Origin of the sequence: Catenulispora yoronensis, from assembly GCF_039531695.1 — a bacterium.
In the GTDB taxonomy this organism is placed as follows: Bacteria; Actinomycetota; Actinomycetes; order Streptomycetales; family Catenulisporaceae; genus Catenulispora; species Catenulispora yoronensis.
In genome coordinates this window covers 38,581-60,603 of sequence record NZ_BAAAQN010000020.1, presented here as the reverse complement: position 1 = coordinate 60,603, position 22,023 = coordinate 38,581, and the positions used below count along the sequence as shown (strand labels likewise).

18 protein-coding genes are annotated in these 22,023 nt (G+C 70.7%); 7 read left to right on the top strand and 11 right to left on the bottom strand.

Translation table 11 applies throughout. The features are described from left to right. Positions 1–128 precede the first annotated feature (128 nt). The 9 genes from ABD481_RS18335 to ABD481_RS18295 all read right to left on the bottom strand — a co-directional run bounded on the left by ABD481_RS18335 (position 129) and on the right by ABD481_RS18295 (position 13,188). Positions 129–1,241: an ABC transporter ATP-binding protein gene (locus tag ABD481_RS18335; RefSeq protein WP_344666899.1), complete on the bottom strand. Its 1,113-nt coding sequence runs from the start codon at positions 1,239–1,241 to the stop codon at positions 129–131. Next, positions 1,238–2,218 carry an ABC transporter permease gene (locus ABD481_RS18330; RefSeq protein ID WP_344666898.1) on the bottom strand — a complete coding sequence of 327 codons (981 nt, stop codon included), beginning with the start codon at positions 2,216–2,218 and terminating at the stop codon, positions 1,238–1,240. The genes ABD481_RS18335 and ABD481_RS18330 overlap by 4 nt, the downstream gene beginning before the upstream one ends. Positions 2,219–2,229: 11 nt before the next feature. Further along, entirely contained in the window at positions 2,230–3,111 is an 882-nt protein-coding gene (gene modA / locus ABD481_RS18325) for a molybdate ABC transporter substrate-binding protein (protein WP_344666897.1), read from the bottom strand. Beyond that, positions 3,111–3,533 carry a TOBE domain-containing protein gene (locus tag ABD481_RS18320; RefSeq protein ID WP_344666896.1) on the bottom strand — a complete coding sequence of 141 codons (423 nt, stop codon included), beginning with the start codon at positions 3,531–3,533 and terminating at the stop codon, positions 3,111–3,113. The genes modA and ABD481_RS18320 overlap by 1 nt, the downstream gene beginning before the upstream one ends. 135 nt (positions 3,534–3,668) lie before the next feature. After that, positions 3,669–4,286 (bottom strand): DUF305 domain-containing protein, encoded by a 618-nt coding sequence (locus ABD481_RS18315; protein ID WP_344666895.1) that lies wholly within the window; start codon positions 4,284–4,286, stop codon positions 3,669–3,671. Between the two features lie 305 nt (positions 4,287–4,591). Next, positions 4,592–5,278: a thioredoxin-like domain-containing protein gene (locus ABD481_RS18310; RefSeq protein WP_344666894.1), complete on the bottom strand. Its 687-nt coding sequence runs from the start codon at positions 5,276–5,278 to the stop codon at positions 4,592–4,594. 268 nt (positions 5,279–5,546) lie between these two features. Beyond that, positions 5,547–7,586, bottom strand: a complete 2,040-nt coding sequence (locus ABD481_RS18305) for a pentapeptide repeat-containing protein (protein WP_344666893.1) — start codon at positions 7,584–7,586, stop codon at positions 5,547–5,549. Next, positions 7,583–11,467 (bottom strand): NHL repeat-containing protein, encoded by a 3,885-nt coding sequence (locus tag ABD481_RS18300; protein ID WP_344666892.1) that lies wholly within the window; start codon positions 11,465–11,467, stop codon positions 7,583–7,585. Before ABD481_RS18300 ends, ABD481_RS18305 begins: the two co-directional genes overlap by 4 nt. 233 nt (positions 11,468–11,700) lie before the next feature. Continuing rightward, entirely contained in the window at positions 11,701–13,188 is a 1,488-nt protein-coding gene (locus ABD481_RS18295; protein ID WP_344666891.1) for an SDR family oxidoreductase, read from the bottom strand. A 73-nt stretch (positions 13,189–13,261) separates the two neighbouring features. On the opposite strand from ABD481_RS18295, the gene ABD481_RS18290 reads away from it, so the two are divergent. Further along, positions 13,262–13,702, top strand: coding sequence for a pyridoxamine 5'-phosphate oxidase family protein (locus tag ABD481_RS18290; protein ID WP_344666890.1), 441 nt, complete (start codon positions 13,262–13,264; stop codon positions 13,700–13,702). Here ABD481_RS18290 and ABD481_RS18285 read toward each other — a convergent pair. Then, the gene (locus ABD481_RS18285; RefSeq protein ID WP_344666889.1) at positions 13,692–14,282 is read right to left on the bottom strand and encodes an adenylyl-sulfate kinase; all 591 of its coding nucleotides are present in this window, start codon (positions 14,280–14,282) and stop codon (positions 13,692–13,694) included. The genes ABD481_RS18290 and ABD481_RS18285 overlap by 11 nt on opposite strands. Positions 14,283–14,367: 85 nt before the next feature. Here ABD481_RS18285 and ABD481_RS18280 point away from each other — a divergent pair, with 85 nt between their 5' ends. From ABD481_RS18280 to ABD481_RS18265, 4 genes are all read left to right on the top strand, one after another. Further along, positions 14,368–16,764 carry a hypothetical protein gene (locus ABD481_RS18280; RefSeq protein WP_344666888.1) on the top strand — a complete coding sequence of 799 codons (2,397 nt, stop codon included), beginning with the start codon at positions 14,368–14,370 and terminating at the stop codon, positions 16,762–16,764. Positions 16,765–16,889: 125 nt separating this feature from the next. Then, positions 16,890–18,245: an NAD(P)/FAD-dependent oxidoreductase gene (locus ABD481_RS18275; protein WP_344666887.1), complete on the top strand. Its 1,356-nt coding sequence runs from the start codon at positions 16,890–16,892 to the stop codon at positions 18,243–18,245. After that, positions 18,242–19,042 (top strand): DUF1365 domain-containing protein, encoded by an 801-nt coding sequence (locus ABD481_RS18270; RefSeq protein WP_344666886.1) that lies wholly within the window; start codon positions 18,242–18,244, stop codon positions 19,040–19,042. The genes ABD481_RS18275 and ABD481_RS18270 overlap by 4 nt, the downstream gene beginning before the upstream one ends. Then, positions 19,029–19,892: a DUF1295 domain-containing protein gene (locus ABD481_RS18265; protein WP_344666885.1), complete on the top strand. Its 864-nt coding sequence runs from the start codon at positions 19,029–19,031 to the stop codon at positions 19,890–19,892. The genes ABD481_RS18270 and ABD481_RS18265 overlap by 14 nt, the downstream gene beginning before the upstream one ends. Here the strand turns inward: ABD481_RS18265 and ABD481_RS18260 are convergent. Further along, the gene (locus ABD481_RS18260; protein WP_344666884.1) at positions 19,788–20,195 is read right to left on the bottom strand and encodes a lipopolysaccharide assembly protein LapA domain-containing protein; all 408 of its coding nucleotides are present in this window, start codon (positions 20,193–20,195) and stop codon (positions 19,788–19,790) included. The two genes, ABD481_RS18265 and ABD481_RS18260, sit on opposite strands and share 105 nt — an antisense overlap. A gap of 214 nt (positions 20,196–20,409) precedes the next feature. On the opposite strand from ABD481_RS18260, the gene sigK reads away from it, so the two are divergent. Together sigK and ABD481_RS18250 are read left to right on the top strand one after the other, a co-directional pair. Next, complete coding sequence (gene sigK / locus ABD481_RS18255; protein ID WP_344666883.1) at positions 20,410–20,997, top strand: ECF RNA polymerase sigma factor SigK; 588 nt, start codon at positions 20,410–20,412, stop codon at positions 20,995–20,997. Further along, positions 20,994–21,755, top strand: coding sequence for an anti-sigma factor (locus ABD481_RS18250; RefSeq protein WP_344666882.1), 762 nt, complete (start codon positions 20,994–20,996; stop codon positions 21,753–21,755). Before sigK ends, ABD481_RS18250 begins: the two co-directional genes overlap by 4 nt. Positions 21,756–22,023: the final 268 nt, after the last annotated feature.

Sequence of the window (22,023 nt, the reverse complement as noted above, 5' to 3'; positions counted from 1 at the left end):
TCCGTCGACAGTGCCTAGCCGTCCGGTCGAACGGGGGATTTGAGGAAGGCCCGCCCGGCGGTCCGCGGTCAGCAGTCGGCGGGCAGTCAGCGCTCAGCGGTCAGTGGTCAGTGGTCAGCGCTCAGCGCTCAGCGGGCTTGGTCCTGGTCCCCGCCGTCCGGATACACGCGCGTCTCAGTGGCCTTCAACGCCGCCCACACTTCCGACCCGGTCTCCAACCGCAGTGCCGCCGCGGCCGCCGGCGTGATGTCAGCGGTCGTGTTCAACGGTCCGGCCAGCTGAACCCGCAGATGGTCCCCGTGCCGCTGCAATCCGGCCACCGTCGCGGCCCACACGTTGCGCGGGCTGCCCTCCGGGCGCCGCGGGTGCAGGGCCAGGGCCGTCGGCGGGAAGGCGACGAAGGCGGGACCGTCGCAGGGTTCGGAGGTGGTGAGCGTGAAGCCGTCCGCCAGCGTGACCGTGTCGCCGACGGCCCGGCCGCGGAACAGGTTCAGGCCGACCAGGCGGGCGACATAGTCGGTTCGCGGGCGCGCGGTGATGGTGGCCGCGTCGCCTTCCTGCACCACGCGCCCGGCCTCCAGGATGACCAGGCGGTCGGCCAGGATCAGCGCGTCCAGCGGATCATGGGTGACGATCAGCGTGCCGCCCGGATGGTCGGCGAGGTGGTGGTGCAGGTGCGCGCGGGTGTCCATGCGGGTGCCGGCGTCGAGCGCGGACAGCGGCTCGTCCAGCAGCAGCAGATCGGGGCCGACCGCCAGGGCCCGGGCCAGCGCGACGCGCTGGGCCTGCCCGCCGGACAGCCGCCGCGGTTTGGCGTGCGCGTGCTCGGCGAGCCCGACGCGCTCCAGCCATTCGGCGGCGATCGCGCGGGACTTGGCTCGCGACGCGCCCTGGCAGCGCGGGCCGAAGGCGACGTTGTCGAGCGCCGACAGGTGCGGAAAGAGCAGGTAGTCCTGGAACACCACGCCGACGCTGCGCTTGTCCGCCGGGACGAACACCCGCGCCGCCGCGTCGTCGAGGCGGCGGCCCCGGACGGTGACGTGGCCACCGGACACCGGCAGCAGCCCGGCCAGCGCGCGCAGCGCGGTGGTCTTGCCCGCGCCGTTGGGGCCGAGCAGTGCGACGACCTCGCCGGGGGCGATCCGGAGGGCGGCGTCCAGGCGGAAGGAGTCGCGGTCGACGACCAGGTGGGCGTCCAGGGCCGGGGCCTGGTCCCGGGCAGCCGCGTCCGGAGTCGTCATGGCGCCGCGATCCACCGGTCGCGCAGGCTCGTCAGGATCACGACCGACACCACCAGCAGGATCAGGCTCAGCACGATCGCCGACGGCAGGTCCTGCTCCAGCGCGAGGTAGACGGCCAGCGGCATCGTCTGCGTCCGGCCGGGGAAGTTGCCCGCGAACGTGATCGTCGCCCCGAACTCGCCGAGCGCCCGGGCCCAGCACAGCACCGCCCCGGCGACGACGCCCGGCGCGATCAGCGGCAGCGTCACCCGGCGGAACACCGTCCAGCGGCCCGCACCGAGCGTCGCGGCGGCCTCCTCGTAGCGGACGTCGGCCCCGCGCAACGCTCCCTCCACCGCGATGACCAGGAACGGCATCGCGACGAAGGCCTCTGCGACGACCACACCGGCCGTCGTGAACGGCAGCGTGATCCCGAAGGTCGACTCCAGCCACGGACCCAGCAACCCCCGCCGCCCGAACGCCAGCAGCAGCGCCACGCCGCCGACCACCGGGGGCAGCACCAGCGGCACCGTCACCAGGGCTCGAACCACTGCCCGGCCGGGGAAGTCGACGCGCGCCAGCAGCCACGCGAGCGGCACGCCGAAGACCACGCAGAGCGCGGTGGCCAGGGAGGCCGTGAGGAGCGAGAGCTTCAGCGCGTCGAGGATCCCGGGCGCGCCGAGGCGGGTGAGCAGCGTGGACCAGGGGGTGCGGACCAGGAGCCCGGCGAGCGGCAGGACGAGGAAAGCCAGGCCGATGAGGGCCGGCAGCAGGAGGCCGAGCGGCACTCCGCCACCGCCGCCCGGCCGGATCCGCCGCCGGGTACCGCCGGCGGGGCCGGGTCCGGGTCCGGGTCCGGCTCCGGGTCCGGGTCCGGGTCCGGCTCCGGGTCCGCCGGCCCGGCTGACGCGGCCGAAGCCGCCGCCCCGACCACGCCCCGACGGCCGGGGCGCCTCGGCGTCCCCGGCCGTCGCGGCATCAGGTGCGGACCCGCTCATCGATTACGGCCTCACGGCTTCTGGAACCCTGCGGCCGTCAGCACGGAGATCTCCGGCGCGGACTGGACGAACTCCACGAACGCCTGCGCCGCGGTGAGGTTGCCGGAGTGCGCCAGCGCCGCGATCGGGTAGTCGTTGATCGCCTGCGCCGACTCCGGGAACTCCACCCCGTCGGCCTTGTCCTTCACCGACAGCGCGTCGGTCCGGTAGACGAGCGCCGCGTCGGCCTCGCCGAGCGTCAGCTTGGCCAGCGTCGACTTCACGTCGGCCTCCAGGCTCACCGGGGTCAGCTTCACATTGGCCGCCGCGAGCGCCTTGGTCGCGGCCGCGCCGCAGGGCACCTGCGCCGCGCACTCCACGACCTTCACTCCGGGCTTGGTCAGGTCGGCCAGCGAGGTGATCCCCTTGGGGTTGCCCTTCGGCACGGCGATCACCAGCTGGTTGCGCACGAACGTGACCGGCGTGCCGGACCCGTCGCCGGCGTCGGTGACCTGCTTCATGTTGGTCGGCGCCGCCGAGGCGAAGACGTCGGCCGGGGCGCCCTGGATGATCTGCTGCGCGAGGGTGGAGCTGGCGCCGAAGCTGAAGGTCACCTTCACCCCGGGGTGCGCCGCCTCGAAGTCCTTGCCGATCTGGGTGAAGGTGCCGGTCAGCGACGCGGCGGCCAGCACCGTCAGGGTGCCGCTCACCGCTCCGGCGCTGCCCGACGCGCTCGTCGAGCTGCTGGTCGAGCTGCTCGCGGTGGTGGAGGCGCTGCTCGCCGCCGTCGCCGCGCTCGTGGTGCCGCCGGCGCTGTCCTTCGCGGCGGCCTTCGACCCGGTGCTGCCGCAGCCCGCCGCGGTCACCAGCACGGCCGCGCCGGCCAGCGCCGCGCCCAAAGTCCGTATCCTCATTACTGGCTCCTCCCCTTGCCGCCGCCCGCATGCGGCGAACGCTCCACCACGACGGTCGTCGACTTGATCACCGCGACCGCCGCCGATCCGACTTCCAGCCCGAGCTCCTCGACCGCCTCCCGGCTCATCAGCGAGACGATCCGGAACGGCCCGGCCTGGATGTCGACCTGCGCCATCACGGTGTCCTTGACGATCGAGGTGACGATCCCGCGCAGCCGGTTGCGGGCCGAGGACAGCTCCGAACGCTCCTCCGGCCCCTCGCCGAGCGAACGCGCGAACGCCGCGAGCTCCGCCCCGGCGATGACGCGATGCCCGGCGTCGTCCCGGGCGGCGCTCAGCTTCCCGGCGTCCGCCCAACGGCGCACGGTGTCGACGCTGACACCCAGCAGTTCGGCGGCCTCGCCGATCCGATACACGGTCACGCCGGTAAGCCTAGCGCGCAGATGCGAGGGTGTATGACGAGGTGCCCTTGCAGATCCATAACGGAACGCCGCGATCGGGCCGCAACCGCTGTGAGGAGATCGACCGGGATCCCTGGGGCGGTCGCGCCCGGCAAGCTACGCGGTCGCGCCCCGCTGGGCCAGCATGTCCGACATCAGCCGGATCTCGGCCAGCTGGCCGTCCACGATGGTCCCCGCCAGCCGCAGCACCTGCGGCTGCTTGCCCAGACCGGCCTCGGCCTGCGCCATCTGCACCCCGCCCTTGTGGTGGGCGATCATCAGCTTCAGGAACTGGATCTCGGCGTCCTTGCCGTGGGCCGCCCGCAACGCCGTGAGCTGCTCGTCGGTGGCCATGCCGGGCATGAGGGCGCCGCCGGGGGCCATGCTGTGCGCGGCTCCCATCCAGGCCATCGGCTCGGCCGGGCTGTAGACGGGCAGCTGCCAGGCGGCCAGCCAGCCGAGCATCATGCCGCGCTGGTTGGCCTGGGTGTTGATGATGTCGAAGGCCAGGCGGCGCACCTGCTCGTCGTCGGTGGCGTCGCGGATCGTGAACGCCATGTCGACGGCCTGCTGATGGTGGATCGCCATGTCGCGGACGAAGCCCGCGTCGGCCGAGTCGCCGGCCGGCACGGAGGCGGACGACGATGCGGACGACGAGGAACTGCGCGCCAGCGGCCAGGCGCCGGCCGCGCCGACGACCAGGCCGACGACGACGGCGACCAGCACGGCCGTCATTGGCAGTCGGCGGCGGCCAGGAGCGGGAGCGGTGTCGGGATCGGTGTCGGATTCAGGATCGGTGTCGGAGTCGGGAGCGGAGTCGGAGTCGGATTCAGGAGCGGCGTCAGAGTCGGGATCGGTGTCAGAGTCAGGAGCGGAGTCGGGCACAGTTTCGCCAGCTCCATCGGCCCTGGCTTCGCCAGCTCCATCGGCCCTGGCTTCGGCAGTGCCGTCGGCCCCGCTGTCGGCCGTGACCTCGGTCGCATCCCCAGCAGCGGCCTCAGCCGAAGGCCCGGCCACCCCCGACCCCTCCGCCTCCTGGCTCACGCCTTGTCCTTGCCGCCGGTGCACACCGCCCCGGGCTCAGGCGTCTGCGGCCCCTGCACGAACGCCGCGAAGAACTTGTCGACCCGCGGGTCCGACGCGGAGTCCACGGTCAGCTGCTTGCCCCACGCGGTCAGCATGATCGCGCCGGGCTGCCCCGGGTAGGGGCTCATCAGCGTGTAAGGCGTCTGCGACACCTTCGCGGCCAGCGCCTTCACGTCGGCCTCCGGCGCGGCGGCGGTGTAGGTCACCCATACCGATCCGTGCTCCATCGCGTGCACGGCGTTCTCGTTGCGCAGCGCCTTGGTGTAGACCTGCCCGTTGCAGTTCTGCCACACCGGGTCGTGGTCGCCGCCGACCGGCGGCACCTGCCCGTACGCCACCGACGTCGTCACGTGGTTGCGCTTGCTCACCGTGAACCTGTTCAGCCCGGCGATGCCGGAGGTGTCGGGACTGGTGTCCGGCACCGCCTGCGCCGCGCCCTGCGCCGCCGACGCGGCCTTGGAGCCGCCGGAGTCGTGGTTCTGCGCGATCACGATCACGCCGGCCACCACCGCCGCCACCGCCACCGACGCGCCGCTGACGACGGCGATCCGCCGCCGGCGCAGCCGCAGGATCTCGGCCCGCCTGGCCTCGGCTATCTTCGCGCGCCGGTCGGTCGCCGTGGGTTTCGCACCGCGGGGCATGGACTCTCCTCATGATCGGATGTCGGCCAAGTCTAAAGGCCGGACAGACCTGGAGCAGACATCGCGGAAGGTCACCTTCTCCTCACGATGTGACAGGTCGGGCCGGGCCGCCGCGGAGCCCGTCGTCCGAACCGGGATGGCCAAGGCGACTAAGGCAACTACGACAGCACACGACAACGCACGACAGTGGCGGCCGCATTCGATGCCGCGGCCACCACTGTCATCGCAAGCCCTACTGCAATCGCAAGCCCTAGTGCAATCGCAAGCGCTAGTGCCTATGCCCCTTCCCCGCGTAGTGCTTCACAGGCCACTTCTTCGGGGCCTGATCCGACACCAGCTTCGACCCCGTGCACGAACCGGTCTCGCCCGACGGGCACGTCGTCGACGCATCCGTCGCCGCCTCGATGCCCTTGGTCCCGTCGTAGGCGGCCTCGAACGTCCAGTTCTTGCCGTCGTACGGCCAGGCGAGCGGGATCGTCACCAGGATGGTGCCCGGGTTCTCGTCGACCGCGGACTCCGAAAGGTCGGCCCCGGCCAGATACGCGCCGGTGAAGTCCGCGCCCTGGAGACACGTCTTGCTCAGATGCGCCCCCTCGCCGGTCCCGGTGGAGCTCAGGTGGGTGCCCTGGAAATCGGTGTTGACCAGGCAGGCGTAGTCGAAGTTCACGCCGTAGCATTGGTTGTTGGCGATGCTCTTGAACTCCAGCCCCAGCAGGTAGGCCGAGGCGAAGTCCGTGTCCTGGATGATCGCGCCGGAGAGTTTGGCGGCGTCCCCGAACAGATACACGCCGGTCATCGTGGTGCCGGTCAGGTTGGCGTTGCTCAGGTCGACCTCTTCCAGGTACGACTCGGACAGCACGGCCGCGTGGCCGACCGCTTCGTATTCCTGGAGCTGGACGTTGTCCATCCTCGCCAGCTTCAGGTTGCAGTTGGTCATCGACGCGCCGCACAGGTTGGCGTTCGACAGGATCGCGCCGCCGAGGTTGTGGTTCGCCAGCGTCCAGCCCTGCATGAGCGAGGACTGGGCATTCAGGTTCGACAGGTCCTGCGGCAGGCCGTCGATCGTGATGCCGACCAGGTTCATGAACGACCAGTTGAGGCCGATCTGCGAGAAGCCGATGATGCCGTGGCTCAGGTTCGTCAGGTGGGTCGCGTCGTCGGACCAGACCGGCGGGTTGGAGAACGTCGCCAACCGCAGGTCGCAGCCCTGGAAGTTCGTACCCTTCATCTGGGCGCCCGTGAAGTTCACGTCCTTCATGGCCAGGCCCGCGAACTTCGTACTCAGCAGCGCGCAGGAGAACCGCGCGCCTTGGATCGTCTTCGCGACCGAGAAGTCGACGCCGGCCAGGTTCGCCTTCGGCCCGCCGCTGTCGCCGCTGTCGGCGAACAGCGTGTTCGTCAGGTTCGCCTGCGCCAGGTAGGCGCCGGTCATCGTGACCCCGACGAACTTCTGGCCGGTCAGATCGACGTTGTCGAACCGCGCGTTCGAGAGGTTCGCGCCGGTGAAGACAGTGCCCTGCAACGACTTGACCGTCCGGAAGTCGGCAGCGGTCAGATCGCAGCCGGTGAAGTCCACCCCGCTCAAGTCCACCCCGGCGAACTGCGCGCCGTTCAGCTTCACCCCGGCCAGCTTCGTCCCCGCCAGCGAGTAGACCCGGCGGAAATCGGCCCCCGACAGGTCGCTGCCGTGGAAGTTCGTCCCGGTCAGATCCGCCCCGGCGAACTTCGCGTCGGTCATCGTGATGCCCGAGTAGTCCTCGCCGCTGATGTCCACGAACGAGTAGTCGGCACCCGGTGGGACGACGTTGCCGAGCCACTGCCTGGCATGCGCGGCCGACGGCGCGTCCACCCGCAATGAGTAGACGTAGCTTTTCGGCGGCACGTTCGAGGTCGACCAGCCGAAGAACTCGCCTCCGCTCGTTGGCACCCACAGCCCGAAAACACCGTTCGCCGGGCCGTCGATGGCGGAGAAGGAGTTGGTCTTCTCGTCATCGTCGTCCTTGAACAGGAACCGGACCGCCTTCTCGTCCGACGAGCCGCCGGTGGTGCTGCCGAAGCCGTTCGTCTTGACGACGTAGGCGGAGGCGGCGCGTTGAGTGAGGTAACTCTTGGCCAGCTGAGCGGGGTTCTTCGCCTCGACGCCGTCGGGCTGCACCGCGCAGTAGACGTAGTCGACGCTGCCCGAGCCGCCCATCCGGTAGAGGATCAGCGGTTCGCCGTCGCCGAGCGAGCTCTGGAAGGTCCAGAACTTGAACAGGACGTCGTCCTGCACCCGCCACTTGCCGCGGAACGGCCAGGTGGCGCTCATCTTCCGCCGCTCTCGTGGTGGCCGGGGCCGTCGTGGTCGTGGTCGTGGCCATGGCTGCCATGGTCGTGGCCGTCGTGGCCGTCGTGGCCGTCGTGGCCGTCGTGGCCGTCGTGACCGTCGTGGCCGTGATCATGCCCATGCCCATGCCCGCTCCCCACCGGACCCGCCGGATTGACCGGCGCCGGCGGCAGCCACTTGCTCACCGACGGCTGCGCCCGCCCCGTGGTGTCCAGGATCGTCTCGTAGTTCAACGTGTACAGACTCCGCAGCAAGTCCACCGTGAACCGCGCGGCGCACACCCCCTGCGTCATGACCAGGAACGATCCGTCGGGATTGAACAGGTCGACCCAGTACTGGCTCGGGGTGCTGCCGTCCCCGGTGTAGGACAGCACATAGATATAGCCCTTCGACTCCACCGCCAGATCGAGCAGCGTCGTGGACGTCCTGGGCACCAGCTTCATCGTCGGGATCTGGGTGCCGGGGTCGCCCGGATCGGCGAAGTAGTTGACCGGGTTGCCGTACGTGTCGAAGGCCTGCACCCGGTTGTTCGTGCCGGCCTCCAGCACCAGGATCCGACCGTCCAGCGCGGTGCAGATCGCCACCGGCGACTCGATCAGGCCGTCCCGCTGGCCGCTGCCCGCCGCCTGCGTGGCCATCGGCGCTGATACGTCGGGCCGGCCGACCGGCGTCTTGCCGTCGGCCGCCACATCCTTGACCACGTCCAGGATGAAGATCTTGTCGGTGGCGTTGTTGACCCCGACCAGGAAGCCCTGCGGGTGCATCATGCAGCGGTCCATCGGCATCGGGAACCGGCCGTAGCTCTCGTTGTTCCCCGGGGTGAACACCGGCGCCTGCGTGCTGGTCAGCGCCAGCCGGCGCAGATGCACGCCGCCGCCGGGGTTCGTGCCGGGGTCGAACGTGCCCCGGGTCGGGTCCAGGAAGAAGTTCCGGCCCAGACCGTCGTTCGAGCTGGCCAGGTCGTAGTCGATCAGCGGCTGCCCGGTGAAGGCGACCTTCGGGGCGCTCAGGCCCTTGGACGGGTATTGCAGCGCCGACAGGTTCTGCAACGCCCACATCGCATAGTTCTGCGGCGGCTGGTCGGGCGTGTTCGGGGGCAGGTTCAGGCCGGTGGCCTGCCAGCAGTAGCCCATCATCTCCGGGGCCTGCGCCACCGTGATCCCGGCGAGGTACTGGACCACCTTGCCCTTGTCGCCGTAGGGCGGCGGCGTCTTGACGGTTGCCGTCGGCGGCTGCGCGGTCGGCACCCAGCCGAGCTGGTTGACGCCGTTGACGGTCGTCATGCCGATCTTCTCTTCGTGGATGTAGACGCTGTTCTTGTCCAGCGGCGGGGTGTTGCTGTCGATATAGACCTTGAACGCCAGCTGCCCGGAGTCCACGACCGTGTCGATCCAGTCGCTGTTCCCCTGCCCGGACTGCCAGCCGTCCTCGGCGTAGAAGGCGACCAGGACCTTGACGGAGCCGCCGGACGGGAGCGCCGGGAAGGTGACGGTGATGTCCTCGCTCAGCGTCCCCGGCGGCAGGTGGTTGGTGACCACGCCGGCCGTCGCGCCGGTGTCGTAGGTGACGGTGACCGTGTAGTGGTCGTGCTGTTCGGGGAACTCGCTGAAGCTCTCCGACGGTGTCAGCGTCACCTTCAGCTCGACCGACCGGGTCAGGTCGGTCTCGTAGACGAACGGCGATTGCAGCACCTCGACCGTGGTCTGCGCCAGCTCCGCGAGGGTCACCGCGGCGTCGAGCACCTCCAGCGCCAGGTCGACGAACGGGATCGCGTCGGCGATCTCGGCCTCGGTGATCTGCTGGTACACCCACATGCCCAGCGAGGTCGCCGGGCTCAGGAACAGCGGCCCGAACTCGGTGGCCAGGCCGGTCGCGGCGGCGCCGGGGTCCTGCGAGGTCCCGATGTACGCCGCGGTCGCGCCGGTGACCAGGAAGCCGCCGACCGCGCAGGTCGCGAACAGCACGTCGGAGTCGGCCAGGATGGACTTCACAGTCGCGGAGTTGGTGATCGCCGCGGTGGCCCACATCAGGAACACCGGCAGCGCCAGCTCCGCCATGCAGGTCATGACCAGGCCGATCGGCGCGACCCCGGAGTTGTACTCGCCGGTGCCCAGCCCGCCCCACAGGAACCGCACGCTGCTGACCTTGTCCCACACCGGGACCGTGATCCGGGTCGGTTCCGGCGAGATCGGTATGCCGAACACGGTGTCCACCGGCGGCACCATCTTGACGAACTTGTAGTTCGGGTCCGACTCGAACGTGCCCCGCAGGTAGCCGGGGAGCTGCTCGACCCAGTTGTCGGGGAACGGCAGTACCTTTCCGTCGCTGCCGATGTACTGGACGCACGCCGACAGGTGCCGCAGCCAGTGGTTGGTGCACTCGATGGACAGGGTTCCGGTGCCGGCCGCGTCGGTGATCTGGATCGGCGCGGTGGCCGGTGTCTTGCCCCCGTCAGGATCCGGATACGAGAACCCCGCGGAGATCGGGCCCGGCTCGTCATGGAGCATGACCGAGACGGCGTAGGTCAGGCCGCTGACACCGGTGTTCAGCGAGCAGGTGGCCTGCGCGGTGGCGGTCGTGACGATGCTCGGCGAGGCCGGCTTGAACGCGACCGAGTACAGCGACTGCATGGTGTCCGGATCGGTGCCGTTCGGCACCAGGACGCCGGTGAGCAGCCCGTTCGGGTACTTCGCCGAGCTGATCACGATCGACACCTGGCCGTCGGCGATCCGCTGCGGCAGGTCACCGCGGTCGGTGCCGGTCCCGGTGTAGGGCAGCGGGAAGGCCGGGTCGTTGATCGACCAGAGCCCGTTGCCGGTCCAGGTCGGCACGGTCGGCGGAGCCTGGTACTCGATGCTGGAGGCGTCCACGGCCAGGCCGTTGGACGGCGTCAGGTTCTTCGCCGCCCAGTTCCCGGCGTCGGCGTTGGCGGCCAGGTCGAACGACCCGCGCGGAACGTGCCCGTGCGACTGTCCCGGGGCCGGCGCGGGACCGTCCGTCGTGGCGTTGTAGGTCGACGAGGTGACGCCATAGCGCGGGCGCCACAACACACCCTGCAGGGCGGTGTCGCTCTGCGACTCCTTCAGCGCCAGCTGGAGCGGCCCGGTCATCAGCTTCTGAACCGTGGCCGAGGGCACGGTGCTGAGCGCCTCGCTGCCCTCGATCTGGCTGGTGACCAGCCAGGCGTCGCCCTCGATCTCGATCTCCTGCACCAGGGTGCCGGTGTGCTTGCAGGCCTCGGCTATCAGGCTGCTGATGTAGGACGGAGTGGCACCGCCCTCGCTGGTGTCGAGATTGATCAGGTTCTGGTGGTGGTAGAGCAGGGCGATCGCGGCGTCGAGCGCGGTGACGTGGCCGGTGACGTGGTCCGGGAAGGTCGGGATGCCGTCCTTGCCGTCCTGTCCGTCGCCGAGCACTGCCACGGCCTGCTCCCAGGTCACGCCGTGCCGCGCGAGCTTCGGATGCACCTCGCGCGGCAGCTCGGTCCCGCGCCGGCGCGCCTGCTCCGCACGGTGCTGCCGGTACCGCTCGGCGCCGAGCAGTTCGCCCGCCAACGGGATGTGGATCGCCATGTGCACGACGTGGTCGACGACGCGCTCCCCGATCCGCTGCTTGACGCTGACCGAGTTGACGCCGATCGCGTCGGTGTGGAGGTCGGCCGCGACGAAGTGGGTCAGATGCCGGTCCGGGATCAGCCGCAGGACCGGCATCTCCCGCCGGGCCTGGGCCCGCGTGCGGTCGGTGTGCCGCTGGAGCGGCTGCCGGCGGGCGCCGTGCCGGAACGTGAATTCACGCTCCGGCTCCCCCGGATGTGCCAGATGTGCCAGGTCGTAATGCAGGACTCTGTGTTCCGTGGGACGCATGAGCGTACCCCCACCTTCCGTTGAACGCGCCTGGAAAACGGATGTCAGAAAGACCCCATCCGGCAAACACGCACGCCGAAGAACCGAGCGGCCTGGGCGTCGGCTTGCTCGGTGGGCGTGAACGAACGGATCCCCCCTGTGCATCGGTGTACCAGCGGCATCAGAAGGCTGCAATGCACACAGTCAGAGTTCTGTCACCTAGGGGAGTGCTTCCACCTGCGGGATCCGGTCCGTCATTTCGCGCGCTTATTCGGGTCCTGGCCCGCGCGCCGCAGGAGATTGCGCATCATCCCGCCGAAAACCAGGGCGTGAAACGGCGCGACGGCCCACCAGTACAAATGGCCGAACAACCCATGGGGAAAGAACAATGCCCGCTGGCTGTATCTTGTCCGGCCCTTGTCCGTCTCCTCCACCCGCATCTCCAGCCAGGCCAGTCCGGGCAGCTTCATCTCGGCGCGCAGCCGCAGCAGGCTGCCCCGCGTGATCGCCTCGACCCGCCAGAAGTCGAGCGTGTCGCCCAGCCGCAGCGAGTGCGGGTCCCGGCGCCCCCGCCGCAGCCCGATCCCGCCGACCATGCGGTCCAGCCAGCCCCGCGCGGCCCAGGCCAGCGGGAACGAGTACCAGCCGGTCTGTCCGCCGATCGCCTCCACGGCCCGCCACACCCGGTCGGCCGGGATGTCCACCTCGGCCTGGCGGAGGTCGCGGTACAGGCTGCCGCCGGCCCACGCCGGGTCGGTCGGCAGCGGATCGCTGGGCGCGCCCGGCACCGAGGCCGACGACCAGCGGGTCGTCACATTCGCCTCCTGCACCCGGGTCCGCGCCAGCCGCACCGCGTCGTCGAAGCCGACCAGGCCCTCCGGCGGGTCCGGCACCAGCTCGGCGATCCGCCGATCCGCGCACACCACCTCGTGGCGCAGCGACTCCACCAGGGGCCTGGCGATCGACGCCGGGACCGGGGTCACCGCACCCACCCAATGGCTGGACAGACCGGTGGTGAGCACCGGCACGGGCACGATCAGCCGCTTCGGCAGCCCGGCCACGCGGGCGTAGCGCAGCATCATCGCGCGATAGGTCAGGACATCCGGTCCGCCGATGTCATAGACGCCGCCCTCCCCCGACGCCTTCGCGGCGCCCACCAAGTAGCGCAGCACATCGCGCACCGCGATGGGCTGAATCCGAGTCCCGACCCACTTCGGCGTGATCATCGCCGGCAACCGCTCGGTGAGGTAGCGCAGCATCTCGAACGACGCGGAGCCCGAACCGATGACCACCGCCGCGCGGAGCTCGACGGTCGGGATCCCGCTCTCCCGCAGCACCCGGCCCACCTGCACCCGCGAGCGCAGGTGCGCGGACAACTCCGAGGGCGGAGTATCCGGCGGAGCCATGCCGCCCAAATAGATGATCCGCTTGACGCCGGCGTCCTTCGCGGCGCTCGCGAACGTCCGCGCCGCCAGCTCCTCGGTCTGCTCGAACCCGGCCCCGGTGTTCAGCGAGTGGATCAGATAGAAGGCGACGTCGCCGTCGGCCAGAGCCGGCCCCAGCGTCTCGGGCGCCAGCACGTCGCAGCGCACCCGCTCCACCTGATCGGCCCAGCCGTAGTCCCGCAGCCGATCGGGGTCCCGCGCCAGGCACCGCACCGCGAACCCGGCGTCCAGCAGCTCCGGGACCAGACGGCCGCCGATGTACCCGGTCGCCCCGGTCACCACCGCCAATGGTTTCATGACCCCACGACCTCGCCTCGATACCGATATGCGACGATTGTCGATTATATCCGCATCAACCGACGGAGACCCGATGACCGACGCGCCGACCGAGCCGATCGCCGACCGGACCGCCGAGCCGATCGCCGACCCGATGGATTTCTGGACCGAACGCCGCCTCTGCTCCCTGGCGACGGTCCGCAAGGACGGCACCCCGCACCTGGTCCCGGTCGGCGTCACCTACGATCCGCAGACCGGGATCGCCCGCGTCATCACCAGCTCCACGAGCGCGAAGGCCCGCCGCATCCTGGCCGCCGGGGCGCTGCCGGCCGCCGTCAGCCAGGTCGATGGCGCGCGCTGGACCACCCTTGAGGGCGTGGCCCGGGTGAATCAGGACCCGGACGCCATCGCCGACGCCGTGAGCCGCTACGCGAAGCGCTACCGCCGGCCCGGTGTGAACCCGCTCCGCGTCGTGATCGAGATCCAGGTGACCCGGGTCCTGGGAACGGTGAAGGTGCCGCTGCCTACCGCTTGACCAGCGCCCGGCGGCCCGCCTCGGCGACGACCCGAGCAGCGGTCTGCTCCGGAGTCAGCGCCGAGGTGTCGAACCACCACCCGACATCGCCGAACTCCCGCCGCATGGCCGCTTCCAAGCCCTCGTAGCCGTCAAAGAAGAACTGATGATCCGGATGGCGAATCGTATTGCGATAAACGCACGCGTCGATCCCCGGCGAGAGAACGACCAGCAGAACCGGCCGCGGCGCCAACCGGTCCACGATGTCGTCCACCTGCCGCCGATCGGGAAGCAGGGAATCGATCACCGGAGTGAACCCGGCATCCGCGAAGTTCGCCGACAGCATCGCCATATTGCGATTCATCAAATCGATCTGCCGGTTCCACTCCTCCACCGGCTCCTGCCCGAACCCGACCCGCCCGCCGAGCACCAGCCGGTTGATGAAGTCGCCGTCCAGGCAGGCGGCCCGCGGCAGCGACTCGGCGACCAGTCGCGACACCGTCGACTTCCCGGCCCCCGGCATCCCGGTGAGGATCAAGCACTCTGACTTCTCGGCACTGATCACGCCGGTGATCGTGTCCTGCGACACCTTGGCGGGCAAGCGATTTTCGCGGCGGGTGGAGCGGGACCACCGCCCCGCGTGTCGCATATGGGGGCATATCGGCCTCAATGGTTGAATTTCGAGCGTGAGACGTCTCGTACTCCTGCTGACCGGCCTCGCCCTGGTCACTGTCCTGGCCTCGGCCGGTACCGCGGCTCACGCGGCACCGGCTCCCCTCTCCATCACCTACGTCGCACGCTCCTGCGACAACTACAGCCAGGTGATGGCCAACAAGGCGCGCAACAACATCCAGGAGTCCCTCCGCGACCTGGGTCCCGACTCCAATTACAGCCGCAGCGAGGCCGTCTCCGCCGCGAAGGAGCAGGCCGGTACTCCCGCGCCGCCCTGCTCGCCCCTCGTCGGCTGGCGCTTCTCGACCGGGACCGGCTACACCGGCAAGACCGCGGCGACGCTCCAGCTCAGTACCGCCACCGGGCTGATGCGGTCCGACATCGTGACGCAGGGCTCCACCCCCGAGCTCGACGCCGCCGGCAACGACACCGGCCGGACGCTCGCCGGTGCGGTGACCGTGCAGCTCGACCCCGCCGAGCTGGACGCCGCCGGCGGCAACCGGCTCTGGGTCCAGGGCGGCACTCCCTCCGCGCCGCTCAACGGGATGCAGGACCAATACGGCTTCGCCGCGCTGCGCTGCGCCCAGGACGCCGTCAACGGCGACAATGTCGAGACCATCTCCTTCCCCTCCGGCGCGCGCCACGTCTTCTGCTACTACTACGCGATCACTCCCCCGCCGGGCGCGGGTCTGATCACCGTGGTGAAGAAGGTCATGCCGACGGCGAACGGGTCCGGTACCTTCCGCTTCGACGGCAACATCTCCTACGCCGACACCAACAACGACGGCGTCAACGACTTCTCTCTCACCGCCTCCGAATCGCAGGACGGCTCGCAGACCTTCGTCCGCGGCGAGACGCGCCCCGGCGACGAGCCGTGGACCTTCCAGGAGCAGTTCACCCCTGGCTGGCTCCCGCCCACAGCGCCGGACTGCACGCAGACCGCAGCCGACGGCGGTCCGGGCACCAGCGCGATCACCGTGACCAGCGCCGCCGAGGCGTCGATCACGCTGCACGCCGGCGACCACGTGACCTGCGTCTACACCGACAACCGCGCCGCCGGCCCGAGCTTGTTGCAGAAGGTCTCGCTGAACAACGTCGGCACCTTCGGCATCGATGTGCAGCCGCCGCCGGGCTCCCCGCCGCTGGGCATCCCGCCGGTGGTCACCGCGCAGGACGGGGTTCCGGTCACCGTGATCGGCGCCGACGCGGTCCGGCCCGGCGTGTACACGCTCTCCGAGGACCTCCCGGCCCGGGACGTCACCGGCTTCTGGTCGCTCCCGGAGGCGTACTGCGACGGCAAGAAGCTCGCGGTCACGACGACACCGCCGGACGCCGCGCACCCGAACGGCACCTGGCAGGCCTCCTACGACATCGAGTCGCCGGAGAACACCCGCTGCGTGCTGACCAACCACTTCAACCCGGCGGGCACCCTGGTCGTCGAGAAGGTCACCGAGGGGCCGGCGGGCAACGACACCGGCACCTTCCACTTCCAGATCACCGAGCACCCGGCCGACCGCCCCGCCAGACCGAGCGATATGACGCTGCGCGCCACGGCGATCACCACCTCGCCCGACAGCCCGACCCAGGCGCACCCCGACGGCCAGATCCTCGGCCCGGCCGCGACCGGACTGCACGTGGACAGCGCGCTGAGCTACACGGTCCAGGAACTGCTGCCCGCTCCGAACGAGTTCGGGTCCTGGCACCTGGTCAGCGCCGACTGCGGCGGCCGCCCGGCGCGCGTCGAGCCGGTCACCGCCGCCATCGAGGTGCGCATCACCCCGGACCAGCCGCACGCCGCGTGCCTGTTCACCAACCGGTTCGTCGCGCTGACCACGCTGGACGTCGCCAAGTCGTCCAGCGACGACAGCACCCTGCGCCCCGGCGCCGCGCTGCTGTCCCTGATCTGCTCGGACGACACCGCCGACCGCCTCACCCTGGCCGCCGCCCATCTCGCGGCCGCGCTGCGGCAGCACGCGTTCGCGGAGGACACCACGTGCACGGTCGGCGAGACGGCGACCGGCGCGGCGTCCGGAGTCACGGTCAGCACCAGCGCGACGCGCACGGTGGACGACGGCGCCCCGACGCCGCTGGAGCTCGGCTCCGCATTCGAGGTCAAAGCAGGCACACACACCACGATCGCGGTACTCAACACCCTGACGAAGAAGACGGTGCCCGGCGACCCCGACCCGGGCGGCTCGACCCCGCCGCCCACCACCACCCCGCCTCCGCCTTCGAAGCCGACACCGACACCGACACCCCCGCCGGCCAAGCCCGTACCCCCGGCCGCCAAGCCCCGGCCGTGGCTCCCGGCCACCGGTATGGACCTGCGTACAGCGGCCTCCGCGATCAGTCTGACGGTGACCGGCGGGGTCCTGCTGGCGGCGAGCCTCAAGCGGCGACGGGTCCGATAGTCCCGCGCCCACAACCTCAGGAACCCCAGCCGCCCCTAGGGACATCCCCGTAGAACCCACCCGACCAATCCGATCGGCCACCGGCTCCGAATGCATGGCGTCGAAGCGTCATTCAGGAGGTTCCGGTGGCCGATTCCACTCGGTGGCACAACGCCCGCTCCCGTCAGGACGACGCCGGCCGGGCGCGAGTCGCCGTGGTCGGCTCCGGCATCGCCGGGCTGACCGCGGCGTGGCTCCTTCAACGCCGCTATGACGTGCTGCTTTTCGAATCCGATTCCCGGCCCGGCGGCCATGCGCACACGCACGAGGTCGCCGACCCGACCGGGCGCATACTCTCCGTGGACAGCGGTTTCATCGTCCACAACCGCCGCACCTATCCGCACCTCATCCGGCTGTTCGACGAACTCGGCGTCGGCACGCAGCCCACCGACATGTCGATGAGCGTGCGTTGTGAAGGCTGCGGCCTGGAATATGCCGGGGCCAAGGGTCCGCGTGGCTTGTTCGCCACGCCCGGGCAGGCTCTGCGGCCAGGGTTCCTCCGGATGCTGTTGGAGGTGCGGCGTTTCCATCACGACGCGCGCGCCCTGCTGGACGGGTCCGCGCGGCCCGCCGCGTCCGGAGGCACATTAGGCGAGTTCCTCAACGCCGGCGGCTACTCCCGCTTCTTCACCGACCACTTCGTCCTGCCGCTGGTCAGCGCGGTGTGGTCGTCCGGGCGGGAGACCGCCGAACGGTATCCGGCGCGGTACCTGTTCGAGTTCCTCAACCACCACGGCATGCTGGCGGTGACCGGGTCGCCGCAGTGGCGCACCGTGACCGGCGGGTCGAAGACATACGTGGACCGCGCGCTGAAGGACCTGCACGCCGTGCACCTGAGCACACCGGTCCGCTCGATGCGCCGCGGCGCCGACGGTGTCCGGATCCGCGACGACGCCGACACCGTCCACGTCGTCTCGCACGTGGTCGTCGCCACCCACTCCGACCAGGCGTTGCGGCTGCTCGCCGACGCCACGCGCGCGGAGCGGGAGGTGCTCGGCGCGATCGGATACACGACGAACGAGACCGTGCTGCACACCGACGCGCGGATGCTGCCGTCGGCGCGCGCCGCTCGCGGTTCGTGGAACTACCTGCTGCCGTCGTGTGCCCGGAGCGAACGCGCGGCCACTGCGGCGGCCCCGAACCCGGGCGCGAACCGCGCCGTCGTGACCTACGCGATGAATCGCCTCCACCGCATCGAGTCCCCGACCGAGTACCTGGTCAGCATGAACGCCGCCGACCGAATCGACCCGGCCGCCGTGATCGAGCGCATGGTCTACGAGCACCCCGTCTACACGCCCGAATCGGTGGCGGCGCAGGCCCGCCTGCCCGAGCTGACCACCGCGCGCACTGCTTTCGCAGGGGCCTACCACGGTTGGGGCTTCCACGAGGACGGCTGCGCCTCGGGCGTCGCGGCGGCTGCCGCATTCGGGGTGACGTGGTGAACGCGCCGGCGTTGTACGAGTGCCGGATCCGCCATGTGCGGCACGGACCGGTCGTGAACGACTTCACCTACGGGTCCTACCTGTGGCTGGTCGACCTCGACGACCTGCCGCGCCTGCCCGGTCCGCTGCGCCTGCTCGCCGGCTTCCCGGCGGCCGACCATTTCTCGGGCCGCGACGGCTCCGTTCGCGGCGGCGTGGAACGTTTTCTGGCGGCGCACGGGATCGAGCTCAATGGCGGCAGGATCCTGACACTCACGGCGGCCCGGGTGTTCGGGTACGTGTTCAATCCGCTGACCGTCCACTGGTGCCATGACGCCGACGATCGGCTTGTCTGCGTCGTGGCCGAGGTCCACAACACCTACGGCGAGCGCCATGCCTATTTGCTCTTTCCCGATGCCGAGGGCCGTGCGCAGACCGACAAGGACTTCTATGTCTCGCCGTTCCTGCCGATCGAGGGCGGTGTCTATCGGATGCGGCTTCCGGAACCGGGTGAGCGGCTGAGCTTGTCGGTGCGACTGGATCTGCCGGGTGCGGCGCCGTTCGTCGCCAGCGTGCACGGGGTGCGGCGGGCTGGGACGGCGTCGGGGCTGCTGCGGTTGGCAGCGCGGTATCCGTTGGCGCCGCTGGCAGTGGCGGCCCGGATCCGGCGGCAGGGCGTCGCGTTGTTCCTGCGCGGGCTGCCGGTGGTGCCGCGAAGTCATCGAGGGAACTTGCGGGCGGGCAGCGGGGCGGCCTCAGCAGTAGCAGGGGCAACAGCGGCAGCGGCACGGGAAGGATGTGAGCATGCTCGGCGGTAGTGGCTGGTCGTTCCCGGCTGTCTCGGCAGTGAACGCGGCGGTGTTGTTCGTGGTGTTCACCGGTGTTTTCGCGGCGGGCCAGGCGCGGCAGCGCCACCGGTATGTCGATGCGACGTGGGGCAGCGCGTTCGCCGTTGTGGCGGTGGTGACGCTGGTCTTGTCCGGCGGCGGGGATACGCAGCACTGGGACACGGTCCGCAGAGTGTTGCTGGTGGTGTGCACCGTGGTGTGGGGTGTGCGGTTGTCGGTGCATATCGCGTGGCGGGGCCGGGGTGCGCCGGAGGATCCGCGATACGCGGCGATGCTCGCGCGAGCCGGAGGGAACCCGACCTGGGCGGCGTATTCGCGGGTGTACTTGTTGCAGGCCGCGCTGGTCTGGTTCATCTCGCTGCCGGTGCAGGTGGGGATCTTCGTCTCGGGCCATCCGGTCGCCGGAGCGGTGCCGGTGGTGACGCTGATGGTCGTCGGTCTGGGGCTGTGGCTCGTCGGGGTGGGCTTCGAGGGGATCGGGGACTGGCAGTTGGCGCGGTTCAAGGCCGATCCGGCGAACCGGGGGCGGTTGATGACCGCCGGGCTGTGGCGGTACACGCGGCATCCGAACTACTTCGGCGACGCGTGCGTGTGGTGGGGGCTGTTCCTGATCGCGGTGAGCACCTGGCCCGCCGCGCTGACCATCGCCTCGCCGGTGGTGATGACGTGGCTGTTGACGTCCGGCAGCGGCAAGCCGTTGGTGGAGGCGCGGTTGTCAGCGGCCCGTCCCGGTTACGCCGACTACGTCGCTCGGACCAGCGGCTTCATCCCCCGGCGTCCCCGCCGCCCCGACCCTCGGCACCGGCAGGACGTCGGCTGAGCGCCGCCGCGACCGCAGCTGGAGGATGCGAGCGCTGCCGATGCCCGTGGCGACCGCGCCGGAGGTCGCGGCGGCGGCGAGCAGGGTGACGGCCAGCGGGAAGCGGCCGTGCCAGACGAGGAACGTGACTTGGACCGGCTGGGCGTTCTGCGCGATGAACACCACAAGGGCGATCGCGATGACGACCGCCGCGCAGATCGCGATCCAGGCATAGGCGGTGCGGGTCCGGTACGAAGCCTGCTTCGCCTTCCGCTGCGGCTTCTCCATGACCTGCGTCTTCTCGGCAATCCGCGTCTTCTCCACGACCAGGGTTCGGTCCCGGATCGGAACGGGATTGGCCGGCGGCCGCCATCGGCCCGAAGTTCACCCGCAAGAAGTAATAACGTCCCTCGAAGCGGTTCCAGATCGGACCAATCCGAAACCGCCGGTGCGTCGAACCTATTACGTGCGGAGAGACCTGGAAGACTCGGCCCGGCAGCCTGCCGCCGTGGGCATCGACCACTGGAGACGACAGCCAATGCTCGGACGTTCCGGCCCCAAGAGCGACACCGCCGAGGCCGTGGCCACGCTCGAGTCCTGCCTGCACCAGGTCGCCCTCGGCGACCGCGGTGCCTTCGACACCGTCTACCAGCAGCTCGCCGGTCCGGTGTACGGAGTGGCGCGACGGGTGCTGCGGGACCCGGCGCAGGCCGAGGAAGTGGCGCAGGAGGTGCTCGTGGAGATCTGGCGCACCGCCGGCCGCTACGACCCGGCGCGCGGCACGGTCCGGGCGTGGGCGCTGACGATGGCGCACGCCCGCGCGGTCGACCGGGTCCGCTCGGTGGACGCCAGCAACCGCCGTGAGGCGCGGGTGGCGGAGATGATGACCGAGCCGCCGTTCGACGACGTCGTGGAGGCCGTCGAGGCGCACCTGGACCGGCAGCGCGTCCGGCACTGCCTGGAGACCCTCACCGACCTCCAGCGGCAGTCGGTGACGCTGGCCTACTACGGCGGCTACACCTACGCTCAAGTCGCGCGGCTGCTGGAGACGCCGCTCGGCACCGTGAAGACCCGCCTGCGCGACGGCCTGGCCCGGCTGCGCGACTGCCTGGGGGTGGGAGCATGACCGCCATCGACCCGGAGATCCACGCCCTGACCGGCGCCTACGCCGCCCACGCCCTGGAGCCGGCGGAGCAGGCCGCCTTCGAACGCCACCTGGAGCGCTGCCCCACCTGCCGCCAGGAGGTCGCCGAGCTGCGCGAGACCGCCGCCCTGCTGGCCTCCGCCGCCGCCGAACCGCCGCCGGCCCGCCTGAAGGCCGCGGTCGACGCGCAGATCGCGGTGACCCGGCAGGTGCCACCGATCGTCACCGCCACCCCGGCCCCGGCCCCGGATCGCGGCGCCGGCCGGCCCCGGCGGCGCTGGGTCACGGCGCTGGGCTGGGGCCTGGCCACCGGCCTGGCCGCCACGGTGGCGGTCCTCGGCGTCCGCGTGGCCGATCAGCAGAACCAGCTCGACCAGGCCAACCAGCGCGACGCCGCGATGGCGGCCCTGCTGGCGGCCCCGGACACCCGGGCCGACTCGGTCCCGGTCAGCACCGGCGGCAAGGGCATGGTGCTCGCCTCGCGCAGCCACGACGAAGCGGCGATCGCGATCAACGGCCTGACGAAGCTGCCCGCGGGCCAGGCCTACCAGCTGTGGATGATCGGGCCGTCCGGGACCCGCTCGGGCGGCGTGCTGCCGACCGGCGACAACGGCACCGCCGGATCGGTGCTGGCGCGCGGCCTCGGCGACGCCCGCACCATCGGCCTGACCATCGAGCCCTCGGGCGGATCGGCGCAGCCGACGACCACGCCGATCATGCTGCTGCCGATGCCGGTGTGAGGGCGGACGGCGTCCAGGAGCGCGGGGTGAGGACCGGCTGATCCGGGGGGGGCGGCGGCCGGTCGGGCTGCTGAAGGGATCGGTCGAGCCGGACTGCCGGTCGAGCCGGGCTTCCGGGCTTCCGGGCTTCCGGGCTGTCGGTGTGCCGAGGTGCGGGCTGTCGGTGTGTCGGGCTGTCGGGCTGCCGGTGTGCCGATCGATTAATCGGTCGGCAGGTCGGCCGGTCGGACCGGTCGCTAATATCAGAGTTCTGTCTAGATGCGGCTTC

Bases quoted from the DNA above. Each gene is read 5' to 3' on its own strand.
- ABD481_RS18250 (WP_344666882.1), top strand. From the start codon at position 20,994: ATGACCGCCATCGACCCGGAGATCCACGCCCTGACCGGCGCCTACGCC.
- ABD481_RS18265 (WP_344666885.1), top strand. From the start codon at position 19,029: ATGCTCGGCGGTAGTGGCTGGTCGTTCCCGGCTGTCTCGGCAGTGAAC.
- ABD481_RS18335 (WP_344666899.1), bottom strand. From the start codon at position 1,241: ATGACGACTCCGGACGCGGCTGCCCGGGACCAGGCCCCGGCCCTGGAC.
- ABD481_RS18310 (WP_344666894.1), bottom strand. From the start codon at position 5,278: ATGCCCCGCGGTGCGAAACCCACGGCGACCGACCGGCGCGCGAAGATA.
- ABD481_RS18295 (WP_344666891.1), bottom strand. From the start codon at position 13,188: ATGAAACCATTGGCGGTGGTGACCGGGGCGACCGGGTACATCGGCGGC.
- sigK (WP_344666883.1), top strand. From the start codon at position 20,410: ATGCTCGGACGTTCCGGCCCCAAGAGCGACACCGCCGAGGCCGTGGCC.
- ABD481_RS18315 (WP_344666895.1), bottom strand. From the start codon at position 4,286: ATGACGGCCGTGCTGGTCGCCGTCGTCGTCGGCCTGGTCGTCGGCGCG.
- modA (WP_344666897.1), bottom strand. From the start codon at position 3,111: ATGAGGATACGGACTTTGGGCGCGGCGCTGGCCGGCGCGGCCGTGCTG.
- ABD481_RS18290 (WP_344666890.1), top strand. From the start codon at position 13,262: ATGACCGACGCGCCGACCGAGCCGATCGCCGACCGGACCGCCGAGCCG.
- ABD481_RS18305 (WP_344666893.1), bottom strand. From the start codon at position 7,586: ATGAGCGCCACCTGGCCGTTCCGCGGCAAGTGGCGGGTGCAGGACGAC.
- ABD481_RS18300 (WP_344666892.1), bottom strand. From the start codon at position 11,467: ATGCGTCCCACGGAACACAGAGTCCTGCATTACGACCTGGCACATCTG.
- ABD481_RS18330 (WP_344666898.1), bottom strand. From the start codon at position 2,218: ATGAGCGGGTCCGCACCTGATGCCGCGACGGCCGGGGACGCCGAGGCG.